Annotated in this window: 19 protein-coding genes; 10 read left to right on the forward strand and 9 right to left on the reverse strand. The window is 67.5% G+C overall.

The window, feature by feature from the left end; translation table 11 throughout:
• Positions 1 to 85 precede the first annotated feature (85 nt).
• The 5 genes from BLW27_RS11810 (at position 86) to BLW27_RS11830 (ending at position 6,378) form a co-directional block, all read left to right on the forward strand.
• Positions 86 to 1,465, forward strand: a complete 1,380-nt coding sequence (locus BLW27_RS11810) for a CmpA/NrtA family ABC transporter substrate-binding protein (RefSeq protein WP_089883522.1) — start codon at positions 86 to 88, stop codon at positions 1,463 to 1,465.
• A 3-nt stretch (positions 1,466 to 1,468) separates the two neighbouring features.
• Positions 1,469 to 2,308, forward strand: a complete 840-nt coding sequence (gene ntrB, locus BLW27_RS11815) for a nitrate ABC transporter permease (protein ID WP_245710855.1) — start codon at positions 1,469 to 1,471, stop codon at positions 2,306 to 2,308.
• 11 nt (positions 2,309 to 2,319) lie between these two features.
• Entirely contained in the window at positions 2,320 to 3,237 is a 918-nt protein-coding gene (locus BLW27_RS11820; RefSeq protein WP_089883524.1) for an ABC transporter ATP-binding protein, read from the forward strand.
• A 47-nt stretch (positions 3,238 to 3,284) separates the two neighbouring features.
• Positions 3,285 to 3,755, forward strand: a complete 471-nt coding sequence (gene cynS, locus BLW27_RS11825) for a cyanase (RefSeq protein ID WP_245710856.1) — start codon at positions 3,285 to 3,287, stop codon at positions 3,753 to 3,755.
• Positions 3,756 to 3,948: 193 nt separating this feature from the next.
• On the forward strand, positions 3,949 to 6,378 hold the full coding sequence (locus BLW27_RS11830; protein ID WP_177177882.1) for a putative bifunctional diguanylate cyclase/phosphodiesterase: 2,430 nt from the start codon (positions 3,949 to 3,951) through the stop codon (positions 6,376 to 6,378).
• Positions 6,379 to 6,433: 55 nt separating this feature from the next.
• Here BLW27_RS11830 and BLW27_RS11835 read toward each other — a convergent pair whose 3' ends face one another.
• Together BLW27_RS11835 and BLW27_RS11840 are read right to left on the reverse strand one after the other, a co-directional pair.
• Positions 6,434 to 6,829 (reverse strand): RidA family protein, encoded by a 396-nt coding sequence (locus tag BLW27_RS11835; protein ID WP_089883529.1) that lies wholly within the window; start codon positions 6,827 to 6,829, stop codon positions 6,434 to 6,436.
• On the reverse strand, positions 6,826 to 7,248 hold the full coding sequence (locus tag BLW27_RS11840; RefSeq protein WP_089883531.1) for an acyl-CoA thioesterase: 423 nt from the start codon (positions 7,246 to 7,248) through the stop codon (positions 6,826 to 6,828). Before BLW27_RS11840 ends, BLW27_RS11835 begins: the two co-directional genes overlap by 4 nt.
• A 146-nt stretch (positions 7,249 to 7,394) precedes the next feature.
• On the opposite strand from BLW27_RS11840, the gene BLW27_RS11845 reads away from it, so the two are divergent.
• Both BLW27_RS11845 and BLW27_RS11850 read left to right on the forward strand, forming a co-directional pair.
• Entirely contained in the window at positions 7,395 to 9,683 is a 2,289-nt protein-coding gene (locus tag BLW27_RS11845; protein WP_089883534.1) for a bifunctional salicylyl-CoA 5-hydroxylase/oxidoreductase, read from the forward strand.
• The gene (locus BLW27_RS11850; protein ID WP_089883536.1) at positions 9,683 to 10,429 is read left to right on the forward strand and encodes an SDR family NAD(P)-dependent oxidoreductase; all 747 of its coding nucleotides are present in this window, start codon (positions 9,683 to 9,685) and stop codon (positions 10,427 to 10,429) included. The genes BLW27_RS11845 and BLW27_RS11850 overlap by 1 nt, the downstream gene beginning before the upstream one ends.
• Here the strand turns inward: BLW27_RS11850 and BLW27_RS11855 are convergent.
• From BLW27_RS11855 to BLW27_RS11885, 7 genes are all read right to left on the reverse strand, one after another.
• Positions 10,426 to 11,658 (reverse strand): flavin-dependent oxidoreductase, encoded by a 1,233-nt coding sequence (locus tag BLW27_RS11855; RefSeq protein ID WP_089883539.1) that lies wholly within the window; start codon positions 11,656 to 11,658, stop codon positions 10,426 to 10,428. The two genes, BLW27_RS11850 and BLW27_RS11855, sit on opposite strands and share 4 nt — an antisense overlap.
• A 4-nt stretch (positions 11,659 to 11,662) precedes the next feature.
• Positions 11,663 to 12,109, reverse strand: coding sequence for a cupin domain-containing protein (locus BLW27_RS11860; RefSeq protein WP_218141110.1), 447 nt, complete (start codon positions 12,107 to 12,109; stop codon positions 11,663 to 11,665).
• A gap of 18 nt (positions 12,110 to 12,127) precedes the next feature.
• Entirely contained in the window at positions 12,128 to 12,814 is a 687-nt protein-coding gene (locus tag BLW27_RS11865) for an ABC transporter ATP-binding protein (RefSeq protein WP_089883543.1), read from the reverse strand.
• 70 nt (positions 12,815 to 12,884) lie between these two features.
• Complete coding sequence (locus BLW27_RS11870) at positions 12,885 to 13,640, reverse strand: ABC transporter ATP-binding protein (protein WP_089883545.1); 756 nt, start codon at positions 13,638 to 13,640, stop codon at positions 12,885 to 12,887.
• The gene (locus BLW27_RS11875; RefSeq protein WP_089883547.1) at positions 13,637 to 14,623 is read right to left on the reverse strand and encodes a branched-chain amino acid ABC transporter permease; all 987 of its coding nucleotides are present in this window, start codon (positions 14,621 to 14,623) and stop codon (positions 13,637 to 13,639) included. The genes BLW27_RS11870 and BLW27_RS11875 overlap by 4 nt, the downstream gene beginning before the upstream one ends.
• Entirely contained in the window at positions 14,620 to 15,537 is a 918-nt protein-coding gene (locus BLW27_RS11880) for a branched-chain amino acid ABC transporter permease (RefSeq protein WP_089883549.1), read from the reverse strand. The genes BLW27_RS11875 and BLW27_RS11880 overlap by 4 nt, the downstream gene beginning before the upstream one ends.
• Before the next feature lie 47 nt (positions 15,538 to 15,584).
• Positions 15,585 to 16,769 (reverse strand): ABC transporter substrate-binding protein, encoded by a 1,185-nt coding sequence (locus BLW27_RS11885; protein WP_089883551.1) that lies wholly within the window; start codon positions 16,767 to 16,769, stop codon positions 15,585 to 15,587.
• Positions 16,770 to 17,125: 356 nt separating this feature from the next.
• Between BLW27_RS11885 and BLW27_RS11890 the strand changes: the two genes are divergently transcribed.
• Genes BLW27_RS11890 through BLW27_RS11900 form a run of 3 tightly spaced genes read left to right on the forward strand, consistent with a single transcriptional unit; the run spans position 17,126 to position 19,541 of the window.
• The gene (locus tag BLW27_RS11890) at positions 17,126 to 17,593 is read left to right on the forward strand and encodes a MarR family winged helix-turn-helix transcriptional regulator (RefSeq protein ID WP_089883553.1); all 468 of its coding nucleotides are present in this window, start codon (positions 17,126 to 17,128) and stop codon (positions 17,591 to 17,593) included.
• Positions 17,593 to 18,384: an enoyl-CoA hydratase family protein gene (locus BLW27_RS11895; RefSeq protein ID WP_089883555.1), complete on the forward strand. Its 792-nt coding sequence runs from the start codon at positions 17,593 to 17,595 to the stop codon at positions 18,382 to 18,384. Before BLW27_RS11890 ends, BLW27_RS11895 begins: the two co-directional genes overlap by 1 nt.
• Positions 18,384 to 19,541: an acyl-CoA dehydrogenase family protein gene (locus BLW27_RS11900; protein ID WP_089883557.1), complete on the forward strand. Its 1,158-nt coding sequence runs from the start codon at positions 18,384 to 18,386 to the stop codon at positions 19,539 to 19,541. Before BLW27_RS11895 ends, BLW27_RS11900 begins: the two co-directional genes overlap by 1 nt.
• Positions 19,542 to 19,543 lie beyond the last annotated feature (2 nt).

The raw sequence follows: 19,543 nt of genomic DNA on the forward strand, positions 1-19,543 counted from the left end.
AAGACTGCCCGAATTTCAGGCACCCCGTTCTAAAGGTGCCGCTGGTCATCGCAAGCTTGAGGGGTAAAGCGATGAGGGCAACATCATGACGACCAAGAGCCTTGGCGATCCGTATTCGGAAAAGAACGACCTGCGCCACGGCGCCGACTGCGGCTGCGACGGCTGTTCGGGCCACGCCGGCGGCACGCTCAACCCCCAGGCGATGAACGCGGACGAGATGCTGGAACGCGCCGTCGAAAGCGCTGTCGTGCGGTCGGTCTTTGGCCACAGCGACGTGTCGCGGCGGTCCTTCATGGGCATGATGGGGGGCGGCACCGTGGCCGCCGCGCTCGCGTCCGTGTTCCCGATGGACAAAGCCAAGGCGGCGATCCTCGATAACCTTGGCACGCCGGAAAAGGCCTATCTGAACATCGGCTTCGTCCCGATCACCTGCGCCACGCCGATCATCATGGCGCAGCCGATGGGCTTCTACGAACGCTATGGCCTGAACGCGCAGGTCATCAAGACCGCCGGCTGGGCGGTGGCGCGCGACAAGTCGCTGTCGGGTGAATACGACGCATCTCACATGCTGACGCCGATGCCGCTGGCGATGACGCTGGGCGCCGGATCGGTGGCTGAACCCTACATCATGCCCGCGGTCGAGAACATCAACGGCCAGGCCATCGTGCTCTCCAACGAGCATCTCGACAAGCGTGACCCCGCGCAGTGGAAGGGCTTCACCTTCGGCGTGCCGTTCGAATACTCGATGCACAACTTCCTGCTGCGCTACTACGTGGCGGAATACGGGCTCGACCCCGACGTCGACATCCAGATCCGCGTGGTGCCGCCGCCCGAGATGGTGGCCAACCTGCGGGCCGGAAACCTCGACGGATACCTGTCTCCCGACCCGTTCAACCAGCGCGCGGTCTGGGAGGGCATCGGCTTCATCCACGTCCTGACCAAGGAGATCTGGGAAGGCCATCCCTGCTGCGCCTTCGCGGCGCCGGCCAGCTTCGCCAGCGAGTTGCCCAACACCTACGGCGCGCTGCTGAAGTCGATCATCGACGCCACGCAATATGCCAGCAACCCCGAGAACCGGAAGGAGATCTCCGAGGCGATCGCGCCGACGAACTACCTCAACCAGCCGGTCCCGGTGATCGAGCAGGTCCTGACCGGCACCTATGCCGACGGGCTGGGCGAGGTGAAGCAGGTGCCCGACCGGATCGATTTCGACCCGTTCCCCTGGCACTCGATGGGCGTGTGGATCCTGACGCAGATGAAGCGCTGGGGCTATATCGAGGGCGACGTGGACTACCGCGCGGTGGCCGAACAGGTCTATCTGGCCGCCGACGCGAAGAAGGTGATGACCGACTTGGGCTACGACGCGCCCGACGTCACCTACAAGTCGCACACGATCATGGGCAAGACCTTCGATCCCGCCGAGCCCGAGGCCTACGTCTCGAGCTTCGCGATCGGGAAGGTCTGAGCCATGTCCCGCATGACCCTGTCGCTCAACCAGCGCGCGGCCATCCTGTCGGTCGTGATCCTTCTGGTCGGCCTCCTGGTGTGGGAGGCCGCCATCCCGGCGCAGAAGGCGGCCGAGAACCTGACCGAATACGAGCGCCTCATGGGGCTCGGCTCCGAGCGCGCTGGGGTGCCGCCGCCCTCGGACGTGATCGCCAAGGCCTGGGAGCAACTGTCGAACCCGTTCTACGACGCGGGGCCCAACGACAAGGGCATCGGCATCCAGATCGGCTACTCGATCTACCGCGTGCTCACGGGTTACGTCATGGCCGCGCTGATCGCGATCCCGCTGGGCTTCCTGATCGGCATGTCGCCGATCGCCTACCGGGCGCTGAACCCCTACATCCAGGTGCTGCGGCCGATCTCGCCGCTGGCCTGGATGCCGCTGGCGCTGTTCATCATCCAGGATTCCGAGGCCAGCGCGATCTTCGTGATCTTCATCTGCTCGATCTGGCCGATGCTGCTGAACACCGCCTTCGGCGTGGCCGGCGTGCGCGAGGACTGGGTCAACGTCGCCCGCACGCACGAGCTTGGCCATTTCAGGACCGCGTTCACCGTGATCCTGCCGGCGGCAGCGCCGACGATCATCACCGGCATGCGGATCTCGATCGGCATCGCCTGGCTGGTCATCGTCGCGGCCGAGATGCTCGTCGGCGGGACCGGCATCGGCTACTACGTCTGGAACGAGTGGAACAACCTCGACCTGACCTCCGTCATCTTCTCGATCCTCATGATCGGCGTCGTCGGCATGATGCTGGATGCGGCCTTCGGCTGGCTCCAGCGCGCCGTCGCCTACGCGGAATAAGGAGCCTTTCCATGTCGAAACCATTCCTTTCCATCGAGCGCATGACGCAGCAGTTCCCGGACGGGCAGGGCGGCACGCTGACCGTGTTCGAGCACGCCAGCTTCGGGATCGAAAAGGGCGAGTTCGTCTGCATCCTGGGCCATTCGGGCTGTGGCAAGTCGACCATCATGAACATCCTCGCCGGCTTGGCCGAGCCCACGTCCGGCGTGGTCAAGATGGACGGCTACGAGGTCTCCGGCCCCAGCCTGGATCGCGGCGTGGTGTTCCAGAACTACTCGCTGCTGCCGTGGCTGTCGGCGCTGAGAAACGTCACCTTCGGCGTCAAGGCACGCTATCCGGACTGGCCCCGCGCGAAGGTCGAGGCGCATGCCCGGGAATACCTGGCCATGGTCGGCCTCGAGGGCGACGTGGTGCACCGCAAGCCCAGCCAGCTTTCGGGCGGCATGCGCCAGCGCGTGTCGATCGCGCGGGCCTTCGCCAACCACCCCAAGCTGCTGCTTCTGGACGAACCCTTCGGCGCGCTCGACGCGCTGACCCGGGGCACGATCCAGGAGGAGCTGCTGAAGATCTGGGGCGGGACAGAACAGACCGTCTTCATGATCACCCACGACATCGACGAGGCGATCCTGCTGGCGGACCGCATCCTGCTGATGACCAACGGGCCGCAAGCCCGCGTGGCGGAATCGGTCGAGATCAACATCCCCCGCCCGCGCGAACGCACGACCATCGTCGAGGACGCGAACTACTACGCGATCCGGAACCACACGGTGCAGTTCCTCGGCCGGCGGTCGAAAGAGCTGGCGGGTCGACCGGCGGAGGGACTCGACCAGTCGCCCGCGACGGTGCGCTTCGAGAACGGGCACGCGGTCGCGGCCCCGGCGCGCGCGGAACCCGAAAGCCCCCGGCGCCTGCGCGCAGTCAACGAATGAGCGTGCCGGCGCACGACACCCTTCCACACGACAACCAGGAGGACTCCATGAAGGACACGTTCGAAGTTCCGCAGATGATGACCAGGGAAGACGTCACCGCGATGATCCTGTCGGCCAAGCGCGCCAGCGGCATGACGTGGGAACAGATCGCCGAACGGATCGGCATGTCGCCGGTCTGGACGCACTCGGCCTGCATGGGCATGAACGCCATGCCGGCCAACAAGGCGGCCGACCTTGCCCGCGTGATGGGCCTGCCGCAAGAGGCCACCACCGTGCTGGAGGAAAGCCCGACAAAGATCTGGGAACAGGCCGTGCCGACCGACCCCTGCATGTATCGCCTCTACGAGATCGTCGGCGTCTACGGTCCCACGATCAAGGCGCTGATCCACGAGAAGTTCGGTGACGGCATCATGTCCGCGATCGATTTCGACATGCGGATCAGCCGCGTCGAGCACCCCAAGGGCGACCGCGTCAGGATCGAGATGTCGGGGAAGTACCTGGGCTACAACAGCTGGTAGGGCACCGGGTCCGGGCGGTGGCCGCGTCTGCCGCCGCCCGCCTCGCGGCCGAAGCGGGTCCTGCAGCGCCTGTTTCCTTCGGTGCCACGCAGCCGGATTGTTGACCGGGCGATGAAACGGTGGATTTGTTAACGTCTCGTTGATGGTCTGCAGGTTAACCTTTCGGTTTGGGGGCAGTCAGACCAAGGCGCGCATGTACATTCGCCGGCTTTTCGTGGTGTTCGGGCTTTTGATCGCCGGCCTGATTGCGGCCGCGTTCATCGGCTATCACTACCTGACGCTGTCCAGCGAATACCGGGCGCGGAACTTCGCCCATTATCAGGCGACGCAGCAGGCGATCGACATCACCCGGTCGGTCGCGGTTTTCCGGCACGACAGTCTCGACAAGGTCCGCGCCCTCGTCCTGTCCGCGCGCGCCGAAGTCGGGTGGTGCATAGAAAAGCTGAGTCTGGTTGAACGTCTCCTGGCCGGCTCGGTCGGCGGCGGGGATGTGGTCTCTGCCTGCGCAAGCGGGCTAGAGACGAATCGCGCGCTGCTCGATCAGCTGGACGCGATCGAGAAGGGGCTGGATGCCGACCGTTTCGGCTCGGGGTCGCAATCGGCCTTCGCCCAGCGCCTGCGAGTTCTCGACGCGCTCGAGCAGATGCGCCACAGTTCCAGCGTCTTCCAGCCCTTGATCGACGAAGTCGAGACGATCCTGCACCGTACGGTGATGCTCGTGACCTTCGGCACGGGCTCGGCCGCATGGATCGTGTTCGCCATCCTCATGCGCCAGTTCGTCGCGCATTGGCGGGACGAGAAACGGACCAAGCGCGAATTCGCCGCCCTGTCGAGCCGGCTGAAGCTGGCGCTCGAATCCCCCGGCGAGGGCATGGGCCTGTTCGACCGGCATTGGCGGCTGTTGCTGTGCAACAAGGCCTACGCGGAAACCGTGCATCCCGACCCGGCCTTCGTCCGGCCGGGCAAGCATGTGGCGGACATCCTGAAGGATGCCATCGCGCGCGGACATTATCCTGACGTCGATTCCGGCGGCGCGGACGACTTCATCGCGGATTCCCTGCGCACGCTGGAGTTCGAGGAGCAGGGCATCGTCCTGCTGACCGCGGGGGGGCGCTATGTCCGCGTCCGCCACCGCAAGACCGAGTTCGGCGACACGATCGTGACCCGCGCGGATGTGACCGATTACGTGATGGCCGAACGGCGCCAGTCGCACTACGTCAGCCGCCTGCAGGCCGCCAACGCCGAGATTGCCAGGACCGCGCTGACCGACGCGCTGACCGGGTTGCCGAACCGGCGGCATTTCGACCAGATCCTGAACGCGAAGTCCGAGCACGAGGTCGGTCCGATCATCCGCATCGACCTGGACCGGTTCAAGTCGGTCAACGACGTGCTGGGGCACGCGGCCGGCGATCACGTTCTGCGCCACGTGGCCGGAATCCTGAACGAACGGCTCGCGCCCGACTGTTTCCCGGCGCGTATCGGGGGCGACGAATTCGTCGTGCTGTGCCCGGCCGACATGCAAATCCAGGACGCCGCCAGGATCGCCGAACGGTTCCTGGCCGAATTCCTCAAGCCGATCCTGTTCGAAGGTCGGTTGTGCCAGTACGGCGCCAGCTTCGGCATCGCCGCGCCTGACCCGGACCACGACGAACCCGCGGACATGCTGCGCGACGCGGATGTCGCGCTCTACAGCGCCAAGGCCGGCGGGCGCGCGCAGGTCGCCCTCTTCGACCGGGCGATGAAGCACGAAGCGTCGCGCGCGCGGCTGATCGCAGACGCGCTGCCGCGTGCGCTGGCGCAGGGCGACCTGGTGCCGTACTTCCAGACTCAGCACGACGCCCGCACCGGCGCTGTCGTCGGAGTCGAGGTGCTGGTGCGCTGGAACCATCCGCGGATCGGGCCGGTCACGCCCGACCAGTTCCTGCCCGTCGCGCGCCAGCTGGGCCAGGAGGCGGCGGTCGACCGGGCGGTGTTCGAGGCAGGTCTGGCCGCGATCGCCCGGCTGGACGCGGTCGGATGCGTTCTGCCGTCGGTGTCGTTCAACGCGTCGACCGGGCGGCTTCTGGCGCCGGACTTCCTGTCCACGCTGGACGCCATCGATTTTCCCGACCCGCGCCGGATCGCGTTCGAGGTGCTCGAGACCGTGTCGGTCGAACTGCACGGGGCGCCGCTGATCTACGTGCTGGATGCGTTGCGCGAACGCGGCTTCCGAATCGAGATCGACGATTTCGGCTCGGATCACGCCTCGATCAACGGGCTGTTCGAGATCGGGCCGGAAACGGTCAAGTTGGACCGAACCCTGTCGGGCCGTGCCATGACGTCAGAGCGCAGCATGGGCACCGTGCGCGCGATCGTCGGGCTGGCGCATTCGCTTGACCTGTCGGTCGTCGCCGAAGGGGTCGAAACCGAAGAGCATGCGGAAATCCTGCGCCGTATCGGCTGCGACGTCCTGCAGGGGTTCCATTTCTCGCGCCCGATGCCCGAAGACGCCCTGCAGGTCTTCCTGGCATCGACCACGATGGCCGGCCTCGACGAACGGGCAGCTTCGCCGCGTGCCGTGGCTCCGCATGGTCCCGCGCTCGAGATGCGGGCGGCGGCAACCCGCCTGCGCCGTCTGCCATGACCCGAGCGGGATCCGGCGCGTCGGTCGGATCACGCGCCGGCCGGCCCCTTCGTGTTCAGGTCAGAACGGCCGTGGCCTCGATCTCGATCTTCGCGTCATCCTCGACCAGGTCCGCGACCACCACCATCGTCATCGCCGGGAAGTGATATCCCATGACCTCGCGATAGGCCGCGCCGACGGCCGCCTGATTCGCCAGATACTCGCGCTTGTCGGTGACGTACCAGGTGAGGCGGGCGATATCTGCCACCGATCCGCCGGCGGTTTCGACCACGGCGACGATGTTGCGCAGCGCCTGCTTCATTTGGCCGATGAAATCGTGGCACTCGAAGACCTGCTCGGCGTTCCAGCCGATCTGGCCGCCGACGAAAAGAACGCGGCCCTCGGCGACGATCCCGTTGGCGTAGCCCTTGGCGGGCGTCCAGCCCTCGGGGTGGATGGTGATCGTGCTCAAGCGGTGTTCTCCTTCGTGTAGCGTTCCAGTGCCGCGCGCCGGGCTTCCGGCCACGGGCGCGACTTCATCTTGTCCAGGTCCACCAGCACCAGCGTGCCGCGGACGCTCAGCCGCGCCTCGGCGCCGCAGGCGCCGGTGATTTCGATCTCGGCGCTTCCCCGGCCGATGCGGCCGATCGTCAGCGACCAGTCCAGCACGTCCCCGAGGCGCGACGCCGCGTGGAAATTCGCGTCGATGCGGCCCATCGGGACGCCCATGCGTTCGCTCCCGTGCAGTGTCGCGAAGGACCAGTCAAGCGCGCGGTCGAAGAACGTCTCGACCACCGCGTTGATCATCTCGAAATAGCGCGGATAGAAGACGATCCCCGCCGGGTCGCAATGCTGGAACATCACGGGAGTCCGGTGCGTGAACGTGGCCAAGGGCGATCTCCTGCAGGGCGCGGGTGCGCGCGATCGTGGCATACTTTACCAGCACGGCAATCGTTTCAAGCCTAAAGCTTTATGCTTGAAACGATTGCCGCTTGGTGGAATGGTCCTACCTTGACGCCGATCTAGGAGGATGTGCGATGAAGACCGTCTGTCTTGGTGGGGGCCCCGCGGGGCTGTATTTCGCCATCAGTCTCAAGCTGCGCGATCCCGAGGCGCAGGTCACGGTGATTGAGCGCAACCGCCCCGACGACACCTTCGGCTGGGGCGTCGTGCTGTCGGACGAGACGCTGGACAACCTCGCCGCCAACGATCCCGTCAGCGCCGAGGCGATCCGCGGCCATTTCGCCTATTGGGACGATATCAAGGTGGTCAAGGAGGACGTCGCCATCACGTCCACCGGCCACGGTTTCTGCGGGCTGGGGCGGCGCCAGATGCTGCTGCTGCTGCAGGAACGCGCGCGCCAGCTGGGCGTCGACCTGCAGTTCGAGACCGAGGTCGACGACATCGACGCCCTGATGCGCGACAACGACCTCGTGGTCGCCGCGGACGGCATCAACTCGAAGACCCGCCAGCGGTTCGAACACGCCTTCCGCCCCGAGATCGACACCCGCGCGTGCAAGTTCGTCTGGCTGGGCACGCATGCCAAGTTCGACGACGCCTTCACCTTCATCTTCAAGAAGACCGAGGCCGGCTGGATCTGGGCGCATGCCTACCAATTCGACGCCGACACCGCGACCTTCATCGTCGAATGCGCCGAGGACACCTGGCGCGGGTTGGGCTTCGACACGATGGGCCAGGACGAGATGATCGCGACGTGCGAGGCGATCTTCGCCGACGAGCTTGGCGGCCATCCCCTGATGTCGAACATGAAGCACCTGCGCGGCTCGGCCTGGCTGAACTTTAACCGCGTGCTGTGCGAGAAGTGGCACCACGAGAACGTCGTGCTGCTGGGTGATGCCTCGGCCACGGCGCATTTCTCGATCGGTTCGGGGACCAAGCTGGCGCTGGAATCCGCCATCGCGCTGGCCGATCTGGTGACGAAAGAACCGACGCTGGAAAGCGCGTTCGAGAAGTATCAGGAGGAGCGGCGCACCGACGTGCTGCGCCTCCAGTCGGCGGCGCGCAACTCGACCGAGTGGTTCGAGGAGGTCGAGCGCTACCTGCATCTCGACCCGGTGCAGTTCAACTACTCGCTGCTGACACGCAGCCAGCGCATCAGCCACGAGAACCTGCGCCTGCGCGACGCCGCCTGGCTGCGCGAGGCCGAGGAATGGTTCCAGGCCCAGGCCGGTGCCAACGGCGTGCACCGCGCGCCGATGTTCGCGCCCTTCCAGCTGCGCGACATGCGGTTGAAGAACCGCGTCGTGGTGTCCCCGATGGCGCAGTACAAGGCGGTCGACGGTTGCCCCACCGACTGGCATTTCGCGCACTACGCCGAACGTGCGAAGGGCGGTGCCGGACTGGTCTACGTCGAGATGACGTGCGTGTCGCCCGAGGGCCGGATCACGCCCGGCTGCCCGGGCCTTTATGCGCCCGAGCACGAGGCCGCGTGGAAGCGCCTGTGCGACTTCGTGCATGCCGAGACCGACGCGAAGCTGTGCATGCAGATCGGCCATTCCGGGCGCAAGGGCTCGACCCAGCTTGGCTGGGAGGTGATGGACGCGCCCCTGCAGGCCGGCAACTGGCCGACCATGTCGGCCTCGGCCATCGCCTGGGACGAGGGGCACGAACCGCCGAAAGAGATGGATCGCGATGACATGGACCGCGTCCGCGACCAGTTCGTCGCCGCGACCGAAATGGCGGCGCGCGCGGGCTTCGACATGATCGAGGTGCACGCCGCGCACGGCTACCTGCTGTCGTCGTTCATTTCGCCGATCTCGAACCAACGCACCGACGAATACGGCGGCAGTCTCGAAAACCGCATGCGCTACCCGCTCGAGGTGTTCCGCGCCATGCGCGCCGCATGGCCCGAGTCCAAGCCGATGAGCGTGCGCATCTCGGCCACCGACTGGGTGGGCGACCGCGGCGTCGAGGGCGAGGAGGCCGTCGAGATCGCGACGATGTTCCGCGACGCGGGCGTCGACATCGTCGACGTGTCGGCCGGGCAGACCAGCATCGAGGCGCGGCCGGTCTACGGCCGGATGTTCCAGACCCCGTTCTCGGATCGCATCCGCAACGACCGCGGCATCCCCACCATGGCGGTCGGCAACATCTACGAGCCCGACCACGTCAACTCGATCCTGATGGCGGGCCGGGCCGACCTGGTCTGCCTCGCGCGGCCGCACCTGGCCGATCCGTACTGGACCCTGCACGCCGCCGCCGCGCTCGGCGACGAGGACAGCGCGTGGCCGCTGCCCTACCTTCCGGGCCGCGACCAGATGCGGCGCCTCGCCGAACGCGGCGAGGGTCTGGGGATCCGCGTTTGATGGACCTGACGGGAAAATCCGCGCTGGTCACCGGCGGCGGCTCGGGGCTGGGGGCCGACCTGGCGCGCGCTCTGGCCGATGCGGGGGCGCGCACCTGGATCGCCGGCCGCCGGGCCGAGCCGCTGCACGCGCTGGCCGCGACGCACGAGAACCTGCACGCGGTCGAATGCGACGTGACGGACGAGACCAGCGTGCGCGCCATGTTCGACTTCACCGGCCCGTGCGAGATCGTCATCGCCAATGCCGGCGCCTCGGCCAGCGCGCCGTTCTCGCGCACCGACCTCGACACATGGCGGCAGATGATCGACGTCAACCTGACCGGCGCGTTCCTGACCCTGCGCGAGGGCGCCGCGCGGCTGAAGGGGGCCGAATGGGGCCGGCTGATCGCCGTCGCGTCGACCGCCGGGCTGAAGGGCTATCCCTACGTGTCCGCCTACGCGGCGGCCAAGCACGGCGTTGTCGGCATGGTGAAATCCGCTGCGCTGGAAATGGCGCGCACGGGCATCACCGTGAACGCGCTTTGCCCCGGCTTCCTCGACACCGAGATGACCGACCGGTCGGTCGCCAACATCGCCGAGAAGACCGGGATGAGCGCCGAGGACGCGCGCGCGCAGCTGGAACGCATGAACCCGCAGCGCCGCCTGATCCGCCCCGAGGAGGTGCGCGCCGCGATGGCGTGGCTTTGCGGGCCGGGATCCGAAGGCATCACCGGGCAGGCCATCGCCATCGCGGGCGGCGAGGTCTAGCGCGTCACCTTCGAGAAGCCCGCTATCGAAGCATAGCCGCCTACGATGGCGCGGCGGTGCTCGAAGCTCAGCACGTCGTTCACGTCCTTGAAGCCCGCCGGCGCGCGCTTCTCGACCTCGTCGATCACGCGTTCCGGCCCGCCGACGCGATTGGTGCGCACCACCTCGGCGGTCTTCGGCAGACGGTCCTTTTCATACACCCACAGGGCCGCGCGGGGATGCTCGGCCCGCGCCAGCGCGTCGCCAAGGCAGCGCGCGTCGAGGATCGCCTGGCTCGCCCCGTTGCTGCCCACCGGGTACATCGGGTGCGCCGCGTCGCCCAGCAGCGTGACGCGGCCGAAGGTCCAGCGGGGCAGGGGGTCGCGGTCGGCCATCGGGTATTCGTAGATCTCGGGCGTGGCCCGGACCAGCCGGCCGATGTCGACGCCGGGCACCGAGAAGCGCAGCGCGTGCGGCAGGACCTGCGACAGCGGCGCCTTGCGCGACCAGTTGTCGGGCGGCGGCGTCGACACGGCCGGGTCCTTGATGCGGACGTTGACCACCCAGTTCATCAACTGGCGTTTCCCCTGCGGCGGCGCGATCGGGTACAGCACGATCTTGCCGCCCAGCCCGCCGCCGATGGCCATGCTCTCGCCGTCCTTCCAGAGCGGCCACTCGGTCGCCCCGCGCCACATGACGACGCCCTGCCACGAAGGCGGCCCCTCGTTCGGGTAGAACACGCGACGTCCGGCGGAATGGATGCCGTCGGCGCAGATCAGCACGTCGCCGCGGCAGGTCTCGCCCGCCGCACCCTCGACGCTGTCGGCGAAATGCGCGGTCACGCCGGCTTCGTCCTGCACGAAGCCGGTCAGCCGGCGGCCCGTCTTCAGCGCGCCCGCGCCAAGCCGGTCGATCACTGCATCGTGGATGATCTTCTGCAGCCGGCCCCGGTGGATCGAGAATTGCGGCACGTCGTGGCCCGCATGACACCCCCGCAGCTCGGACCAGACCTCCTGGCCCTGCTTCGTCAGGTAGGACAGCGTGCGCGTTCGCACGCCCACCTTGTCGAGCGCCGGCAGCAGGCCCAGCTCGGTCAGTTCGCGGATCGCGTGCGGCAGGACGTTGATGCCCACGCCGACCTCGCGCACCTCGCGCGCGGCCTCGTACAGCACGCAGGGAACGCCGCGCGCATGCAGCATCAACGCCGTGGTCAATCCGCCGATGCCGGCGCCTGCGATGATGACGCGCATTGGATCACTCCTCGGGCGGGGGCAGGAAATCGACCTCGTGCTCGGCCGAAACGGCGACCACGTCGGCGGGGTTCGCGTCGGGGCCGAGGTTGTGCAGCGCCCAGAACAGGTCGTAGAGGCGCCGCGTCGGCGCGACCCAGAACAGGCATTTGATCGTGGTGTCGGTCTTGTTGAAGATGCCGTGCGGGATGCCCATCGGCAGGCGGATCAGGTCGCCCGGCTCGGCATGGGTCTCGACGCCGTTCAGCAGCAGGTCGAACCGGCCGTCGAGGACGTAGATGAACTCGTCCTGCGTCGGGTGGATGTGGGGCGGCACGAAGGTGCCCTTGGGCAGGGTGGCGTGCCACGCCATCGAGTTCTCGGATTTCTGCTTCGGCACGTAGGTCTGGCCGAGGATGTTCCAGCTGATGTCGTCGATCCCGGAAGTGGACCGGGTGACGCCGGGTATCATGGTCATGGGCGTGTCCTTTCAGACGTGCAGGAAGCGGTTCTTGACCTCGGGTGTGGCGAGGATGTCGGCGGTGGTGCCGGTCCAGACGACGCGGCCCTTCTCGACCACCACGTGGCGATCGGCGAACTTTGTTAGCGCGTCGACGTTCTTGTCGATCACGAGGATTGCCTCGCCCTCGGATTTCAGGCGGGTGAGGCAGGACCAGATGTCGGCGCGGATCAGCGGGGCGAGGCCCTCGGTCGCCTCGTCCAGCACCACCAGCCGCGGGTTGGTCATCAGCGCGCGGCCGATGGCCAGCATCTGCTGTTCGCCGCCTGAAAGCTGCGTGCCCATGTTGCGGCGGCGTTCCTTCAGCCGGGGGAAAAGCTCGTAGACCTTGTCGAGCGTCCACTTGCCGGGCCGCGCGGTGGCGCGCAGGTTCTCCTCGGTCGTGAGCGTGGGAAAGACCTGCCGGCCCTCGGGCACCAGCCCCAACCCCGCCTGCGCGATCTTGTGCGGATCGGCGCCGGTCAGGTCGGTGCCGCCGATGGTGACGCGGCCCGCGCGCGGCTTGAGCATGCCGAAGATCGACTTGATCGTGGTGGTCTTGCCCATGCCGTTGCGCCCCAGAAGCGTGACGCATTCGCCTTCGCCCACGTGCAGGTCGATGCCGAACAGGATGCGGCTGTGGCCGTAGGCGGCCTCGAGTCCCTCGACGCTCAGCATGGCCGCGCTCCGGTGAGGCGCATCCCGGGCCGGGTGGACCCGTGCCGGATTGAAGGGGAGGGGCTGTGTCTCATGCCGGGATCTCCTCCTCGTCGCCCAGGTAGGCGGTGCGCACGGCCGGGTCGGCACGGACCTCGTCAGGCGCGCCGGTGGCGATGATCCGGCCGTAGACCAGCACCGAGACGCGGTCGGCCAGCGCGAAGACCGCGTCCATGTCGTGTTCGATCAGCAGCATGGTGAAGCGGCCCTTCATCGCCATCAGGCGCGCGACGAAGGCATCCGATTCCTCGCCGCCGACACCGGCCAGCGGTTCGTCCAGCAGCAGGGTCGACGGCTTCGTGGCCAGCGCCATCGCGAGTTCGAGCCGGCGATGCTCGCCATGGCTGAGTTCCGAGGCGATCGCCGCCGCGCGCTCGTCGATGCCGGCCTCGGCCAGGGCGGCCATGGCGGCATCGTTCAGCGCGGTCTCGCGCACCACGTCGCCGAAGAAGCGGAAGGACGATCCCTGCCGCGCCTGAACGGCCAGCGCCACGTTCTCGAGCACGGTGAAGCCCGGCAGGATCTGCGTGATCTGGAAACTGCGTGCCAGGCCCATGCGGACCCGCTCGGGCATCGACGCGCGGGTGATGTCGCGGCCGTCCAGCGTGACGCGCCCGGAATCGGGCGCAAGCTGGCCGGACAGCTGCGCCACGAGTGTCGTCTTGCCGGCGCCGTTGGGGCCGATGATGGCGTGCAACTCTCCCGGCTCGACCGTCAGCGAGACGTCGTCGGTCACCGTCAGCGCGCCGAAGCTCTTGTTCAGGTTCTCGACCACAAGCCGGCTCATCGCGCACGCCCCTGCTGGATCTGCTGGATCAGCCCGGTGATGCCGCGGGGCGAAAACAGCACCATCAGCACCAGGAACAGGCCGAACCACAGGCGCCAGTGCTCGGTCAGCTTGCCTAGGAATTCCTCGAGCAGAAGTGCCGCCACCGCGCCGCCGATGGCGCCCGACAGCGTGCCTATGCCGCCCAGCACCACCATCACGATCAGTTCGCCCGAGCGGTGCCAGGACATGAAGGCGGGCGACACGAACTCGGCCTGGTTGGCCAGGAAGACGCCGGCGATCGAGGTCATGCAGCCCGAGATCACGAAGGCCGTCAGCTGGTAGCGGAAGGGCGAGTAGCCGATCGCCTCCATCCGGGTCGCGTTCTCGCGGATGCCGGTCAGCACGCGGCCGAAGCGCGATCCGACGATGCGGTGGCTGAGCGCGAACAGCCCGATCAGCACCACCAGCGTCGCGTAATACAGCGCGTATTCGTTCTCGAGCACGTCCGAGCCGAACAGGGTCGAGCGCTGCCGCAGGCCGTAGCCGTCATCGCCGCCATAGGCCGACAGCGAGATGAAGAAGAAGAACGCCATCTGCCCGAAGGCCAGCGTGATCATGATGAAGTAGACGCCCCGCGTGCGCAGCGAGATGGCGCCCGTGACGAAGGCGAAGACCGCCGACAGCGCGATCGCGGCCGCGGTCTGCAGCAGGATGTCGTGGATGCCGTAGCTCGACAGGATCGCCACGGCGTAGGTGCCGAAGCCCAGATAGGCGGCGTGGCCGAAGCTCACCATCGCGCCGTAGCCCAGGATCAGGTCCAGCGCCATCGCGGCGATGGCGTAGGCGAGGATGCGCGTGCCGATCAGGATCAGGAACGGATCGTCCAGAGCGGTCACCACCGGCGGGAACAGCGCGAAGAGCGTGAACAGCACCAGTGCGGCCTTGACGCGCGGGGCAAGAACGGGCGCGCGGGCGGGGGCGGACGTGGACACGACGCTCATGCCCGGCCTCCGAACAGGCCCGCGGGCCGGGCGAACAGGATCGCCGCCATCAGGATGTAGACCAGCATCGGCGCCAGCATCCGGCCCGCCTGGCCGGCCGCCGACGGGTCGAGCACCGCGCGCAGCAGGATCGGACCGAAGACGCCGCCCAGCGTGTCCACGACCGCGACGAGAATCGCGCCCAGGAAAGCGCCCTTGATCGACCCGATGCCGCCGATAACGACCACGACGAAGGTCAGGATCAGCACGCTTTCCCCCATGCCGGTGTCGACCGACAGGATCGGCGCCACCAGCGCGCCGGCAAGGCAGGCCAGCACCGCGCCCAGCGTGAAGACGATGGCGAACAGCTTGCCGATGTCGATCCCCAGCGCCGAAACCATCGCGCGGTTCGTGGCACCGGCGCGCAGCAGCATGCCGATGCGCGTGTGGTTGATCGTGACGAACAGGCCCGCCGCCACCGCCAGCCCCGCGACGATGATCGCGATGCGGTAGACCGGGTAGCGCAGCGGGTCCATCAGCGGGACCGAGCCGGACAGGATCTCGGGCAGCGGCACGGACAGCGGCGACACGCCCCAGACGATCTTGACCGTCTCGTTGGCGATCATCACCAGCCCGAAGGTCGCCAGCACCTGGTCCAGGTGCGAGCGGGTGTAAAGCCTTCGGATCACGACGTATTCCAGGATAAGCCCCACCGCCACCGCCGCCGGCAGCATCAGGACCAGCCCCCACCAGAAGCTTCCGGTGAGGGCGGCGAAGGTGGCGACGAAATACGCCCCCACCATGTAAAGCACCCCGTGGGCAAGGTTGACCACGTCCATGATGCCGAAGACCAGCGTCAGGCCAGCCGCGATCAGGAACAGCAGCACGCCCAGCTGCACGCCGTTGAGCAGTTGCAGCACGAACAGGTTCATCATGGCCGTGGTCTCCCGCCGGTCAGGGTCTTGTCAGGTGCGGTGCGGGCTCACTGCATCTCGCACTGGTCGGCGTAGGTGTCGACGTAGTCGTCGAAGATCTTCTCGCGGATCGAGGTCGCGTAGCGGCCGTCGTCGCGCTTGACCGCCTCGACCAGGTAGAAGTCCTGCACCGGGTAGTTGTTGACCCCGAACGAGAAGTCGCCGCGCGGGCTGTCGAAGTCGGCCTCCTTCAGCGCGGCGCGCAGGGCGTCGCGGTCGGTCAGGTCGCCGTCGAGCTTGCTCACCGCCGACTGGATCAGCTGCGCCGCGTCATAGGCCTGCATCGCGTAGGTGCCGGGCACGTAGTCGTACTTCTCGATGAAGGCCTCGACGAAGGCCGCGTTGGCTTCGTTGTCGAGATCGGGCGCCCAGTTCTGGCCGCCCAGAAGTCCCAGCGCCGCGTCCTGCGTGGCCGGAAGGGTGGTCTCGTCCACCGTGAAGGCCGACAGGAACGGGATCGAGGACAGGCCGGCCTGGTCGTACTGCTTGACCAGGTTCACGCCCATGCCGCCGGGCATGAAGGTGAACAGCGCGTCGGGCTGGAACGCCGCGATCTGCGCCAGTTCCGACGAGAAGTCGAGCTGGCCGAGTTCGGTGAACACCTCGCCCGCGATGCCGCCGGTATACGAGTGCTTGAAGCCCGCGAGGCTGTCCTTGCCGGCCTGGTAGTTCGGCGCCATCAGGAACACGTTCTCGTAGCCCTGCTGCTGCGCATAGGCGCCCATGACCTCGTGGTTCTGGTCGTTCTGGTACGAGGTCACGAAGAAGTTCGGGTGACAGTCGGCACCGGCGAAGTTCGACGTGCCGGCGTTGGTCGAAATCAGGATCGTGCCGGTCTCGGTCACCGGCTGGTGAATCGCCACCAGGATGTTCGAGAAGATCGGCCCGACGACGAAGTCGACGTTCTCGCGCTGCACCAGTTCGCGCGCCTTGTCGGCGGCAAGGTCGGGGCGCTGCTCGTCGTCGACGACGATGATCTCGGTCTCCATCCCGCCGATGTCGCCCATCTGCTCGGCCGCCAGCATGAAGCCGTCGCGCGCATGCTCGCCCAGCGCCGCGGCGGGCCCCGAAAGCGTGTACATCAGCCCGATCTTCAGAACGTCGTCCTGCGCCGCGGGCGGCACGTCCTGGGCAAGGGCGGGAACGGCGGCCAGCGACAGCAGCGTGCTGGCCAGAAGCTTGGTCTTGGTCATGATCTTCTCCCTGTGTTTCCGCGCCTCGTGGGTCGGGGCGGATATTTGTGGCTTGAATATTTAAGGCTTGAAGCTTTCCGCCGTGCAAGCCATTTCTGCAGCGGAAACCCGTTGGCGATGCGACGCAAGTGTTTTCTGCCGGCAATCCGGGCAGGCGCGGCCGGGCCGGAAGATCCCGCAACCTCAGGATGTTCCAAGCTCTTGCGGGGCCTGTGCGCGGGAACCGGAAGCCGATGCTTCAAGCCAAAACATTTTTTGCTTGAAACAATTTTGGGCGCTGCCTAGCGTTGAGCCATGCCGGCTTGCCCCATGGCCGGACCGCCCGCCCGGACCTCACAGGCAGGAGACCGCGACGCATGAAACCGGCACCTCGCCCCGCAGAATCGAGCCCGTCCAAGGCGCGCCTGAGATTGTGGCTGCGGCTGCTGAAAAGCACCCGCCAGGTCGAGGCCGTCCTGCGCGAAAGGCTGCGGACCGAGTTCGGCACCACGCTGCCGCGCTTCGATGTGATGGCCGCGCTGGCCCGCTACGAGGACGGTCTGAAGATGTCGGCGCTGTCGGGTGTGCTGCGGGTGTCGAACGGCAACGTCACCGGCATCGTGGACCGGCTGGCCGAGGACGGGCACGTGGTGCGGGTGCAGATGCAGGGCGATCGCCGCGCCTCGGTCGTGCGGCTGACGGCCGACGGGCGGGCCGAGTTCACCCGCCAGGCCGCCGCCCATGCCGCCTGGATCGACGCGCTGCTGGACGATTTCACCGAGGCCGAGGCGGAGGCGCTGGCCACCCGCTTCGACGCGGTCACGACGCAAGAGGAGAAAGCCTGATGCCCACGCATTTCCGCTGCGAGATCGAGGACGGGATCGCGACGCTGCGCCTCGACCGTCCGGACCGCAAGAACCCGCTGACCTTCGACAGCTATGCCGAACTGCGCGACTGGTTCCGCCAGCGCCCCTACGACGACAGCGTCAAGGCCGTGGTCTTCGGCTCGAACGGCGGCAATTTCTGCTCGGGCGGCGACGTGCACGACATCATCGGCCCGCTGACGAAGATGTCGATGAAGGAGCTTTTGGCCTTCACCCGGATGACCGGCGACCTGGTCAAGGCGATGATCAACTGCGGCGTGCCGGTGATCGCGGCCGCCGACGGCGTCTGCGTCGGCGCGGGGGCGATTATCGCCATGGCGTCGGACCTGCGCATCGCCACCCCCGCCACGAAGACCGCGTTCCTGTTCACTCGCGTGGGCCTTGCCGGCTGCGACATGGGTGCCTGTGCGATGCTGCCGCGCATCATCGGGCAGGGCCGGGCGGCCGAGCTGCTCTATACCGGCCGGTCGATGAGCGCCGACGAAGGCGAGCGGTGGGGCTTCTGGAACCGGGTCGTCGCGCCCGAGGACCTGGAGACGGCGGCGCAGGAGATGGCCGCCCGGCTGGTCGCGGGGCCGACCTTCGGCCACATGATGACCAAGACCATGCTGAACCAGGAATGGTCGATGTCGCTCGACATGGCGATCGAGGCCGAGGCGCATGCACAGGCCCTGTGCATGCAGACCGAGGATTTCACCCGCGCCTACAACGCCTTCGTCGCGAAGGAAAAACCCGTGTTCGAGGGCAACTGATGGCCGACCGCTCCTATCTCGACTGGCCGTTCCTGGAACCGCGCCACCGCGACCATGCCCAGGCGCTGGACGCGTGGGCGCAGGGGCTGGGGCCGATCGACCACCACGACACCGACGCCGCCTGCCGCGATCTCGTGGCGCGGCTCGGGGCGGATGGTTGGCTGCTGCCCACCGCGATCGACCCGGCCGATCCGCAGCCGCTGGACGTGCGGACGCTGTGCCTGAGCCGCGAAACGCTGGCGCGCCATGACGGGCTGGCGGATTTCGCCTTCGCCATGCAGGGCCTCGGCACCGGGGCGATCTCGCTTTTCGGCACCGAGGCGCAGCGCGCCGAATGGCTGCCGCTGACGCGCACGGGCAAGGCGATCTCGGCCTTCGCGCTGACGGAACCGCAATCGGGATCGGACGTCGCCAATTCCACCATGACTGCGCGCGACGACGGCGATGCCTGGGTGCTGGACGGCGAGAAGACCTGGATCAGCAACGGCGGGATCGCCGACGTCTACACGCTCTTCGCCCGCACCGGCGAAGGCCCCGGCGCCAAGGGCCTGTCGGCCTTCGTGGTGCCCGCCGACACGCCCGGCCTGCACATCGCCGAACGGCTGGACACGATCGCGCCGCATCCGCTGGCCACGCTGCGCCTCATTGGCGCACGCCTGCCGAAGGATGCGCTGATCGGCCAGCCGGGGCAGGGGTTCAAGATCGCCATGTCGGTGCTGGATGTCTTCCGCACCACCGTCGCCGCTGCGGCCTTGGGCTTTGCCCGCCGTGCGCTTGACGAGGCGCTGGCGCGGGTGACCGAAAGACAGGTGCAGGGCAGGCCGCTGGCCGACCTGCAACTGGTCCAGGGCCACGTCGCCGACATGGCGTTGCGCGTGGATGCGGCGGCCCTGCTGGTCTACCGCGCCGCCTGGGCCAAGGATTCCGGCGCGCCGCGCGTCAGCCGCGAGGCCGCGATGGCCAAGCTCTACGCCACCGACGAGGCGCAGAAGGTCGTCGACGCGGCGGTGCAGCTGCATGGCGGCGACGGCGTCCGCTCGGGCCACATCGTCGAGCGGCTCTACCGCGAGATCCGCGCCCTGCGCATCTACGAGGGCGCGTCCGACGTGCAGAAGGTCATCATCGCGCGGCAGACGCTGGACACCGCCGCACGGTGAAC

It is taken from the genome of Citreimonas salinaria (assembly GCF_900107235.1).
GTDB lineage: Bacteria > Pseudomonadota > Alphaproteobacteria > Rhodobacterales > Rhodobacteraceae > Citreimonas > Citreimonas salinaria.

Bases quoted from the DNA above. Each gene is read 5' to 3' on its own strand.
- BLW27_RS11810 (WP_089883522.1), top strand. From the start codon at position 86: ATGACGACCAAGAGCCTTGGCGATCCGTATTCGGAAAAGAACGACCTG.
- ntrB (WP_245710855.1), top strand. From the start codon at position 1,469: ATGTCCCGCATGACCCTGTCGCTCAACCAGCGCGCGGCCATCCTGTCG.
- BLW27_RS11820 (WP_089883524.1), top strand. From the start codon at position 2,320: ATGTCGAAACCATTCCTTTCCATCGAGCGCATGACGCAGCAGTTCCCG.
- cynS (WP_245710856.1), top strand. From the start codon at position 3,285: ATGAAGGACACGTTCGAAGTTCCGCAGATGATGACCAGGGAAGACGTC.
- BLW27_RS11830 (WP_177177882.1), top strand. From the start codon at position 3,949: ATGTACATTCGCCGGCTTTTCGTGGTGTTCGGGCTTTTGATCGCCGGC.
- BLW27_RS11845 (WP_089883534.1), top strand. From the start codon at position 7,395: ATGAAGACCGTCTGTCTTGGTGGGGGCCCCGCGGGGCTGTATTTCGCC.
- BLW27_RS11850 (WP_089883536.1), top strand. From the start codon at position 9,683: ATGGACCTGACGGGAAAATCCGCGCTGGTCACCGGCGGCGGCTCGGGG.
- BLW27_RS11855 (WP_089883539.1), bottom strand. From the start codon at position 11,658: ATGCGCGTCATCATCGCAGGCGCCGGCATCGGCGGATTGACCACGGCG.
- BLW27_RS11860 (WP_218141110.1), bottom strand. From the start codon at position 12,109: ATGATACCCGGCGTCACCCGGTCCACTTCCGGGATCGACGACATCAGC.
- BLW27_RS11865 (WP_089883543.1), bottom strand. From the start codon at position 12,814: ATGCTGAGCGTCGAGGGACTCGAGGCCGCCTACGGCCACAGCCGCATC.
- BLW27_RS11870 (WP_089883545.1), bottom strand. From the start codon at position 13,640: ATGAGCCGGCTTGTGGTCGAGAACCTGAACAAGAGCTTCGGCGCGCTG.
- BLW27_RS11875 (WP_089883547.1), bottom strand. From the start codon at position 14,623: ATGAGCGTCGTGTCCACGTCCGCCCCCGCCCGCGCGCCCGTTCTTGCC.
- BLW27_RS11880 (WP_089883549.1), bottom strand. From the start codon at position 15,537: ATGATGAACCTGTTCGTGCTGCAACTGCTCAACGGCGTGCAGCTGGGC.
- BLW27_RS11885 (WP_089883551.1), bottom strand. From the start codon at position 16,769: ATGACCAAGACCAAGCTTCTGGCCAGCACGCTGCTGTCGCTGGCCGCC.
- BLW27_RS11890 (WP_089883553.1), top strand. From the start codon at position 17,126: ATGAAACCGGCACCTCGCCCCGCAGAATCGAGCCCGTCCAAGGCGCGC.
- BLW27_RS11895 (WP_089883555.1), top strand. From the start codon at position 17,593: ATGCCCACGCATTTCCGCTGCGAGATCGAGGACGGGATCGCGACGCTG.
- BLW27_RS11900 (WP_089883557.1), top strand. From the start codon at position 18,384: ATGGCCGACCGCTCCTATCTCGACTGGCCGTTCCTGGAACCGCGCCAC.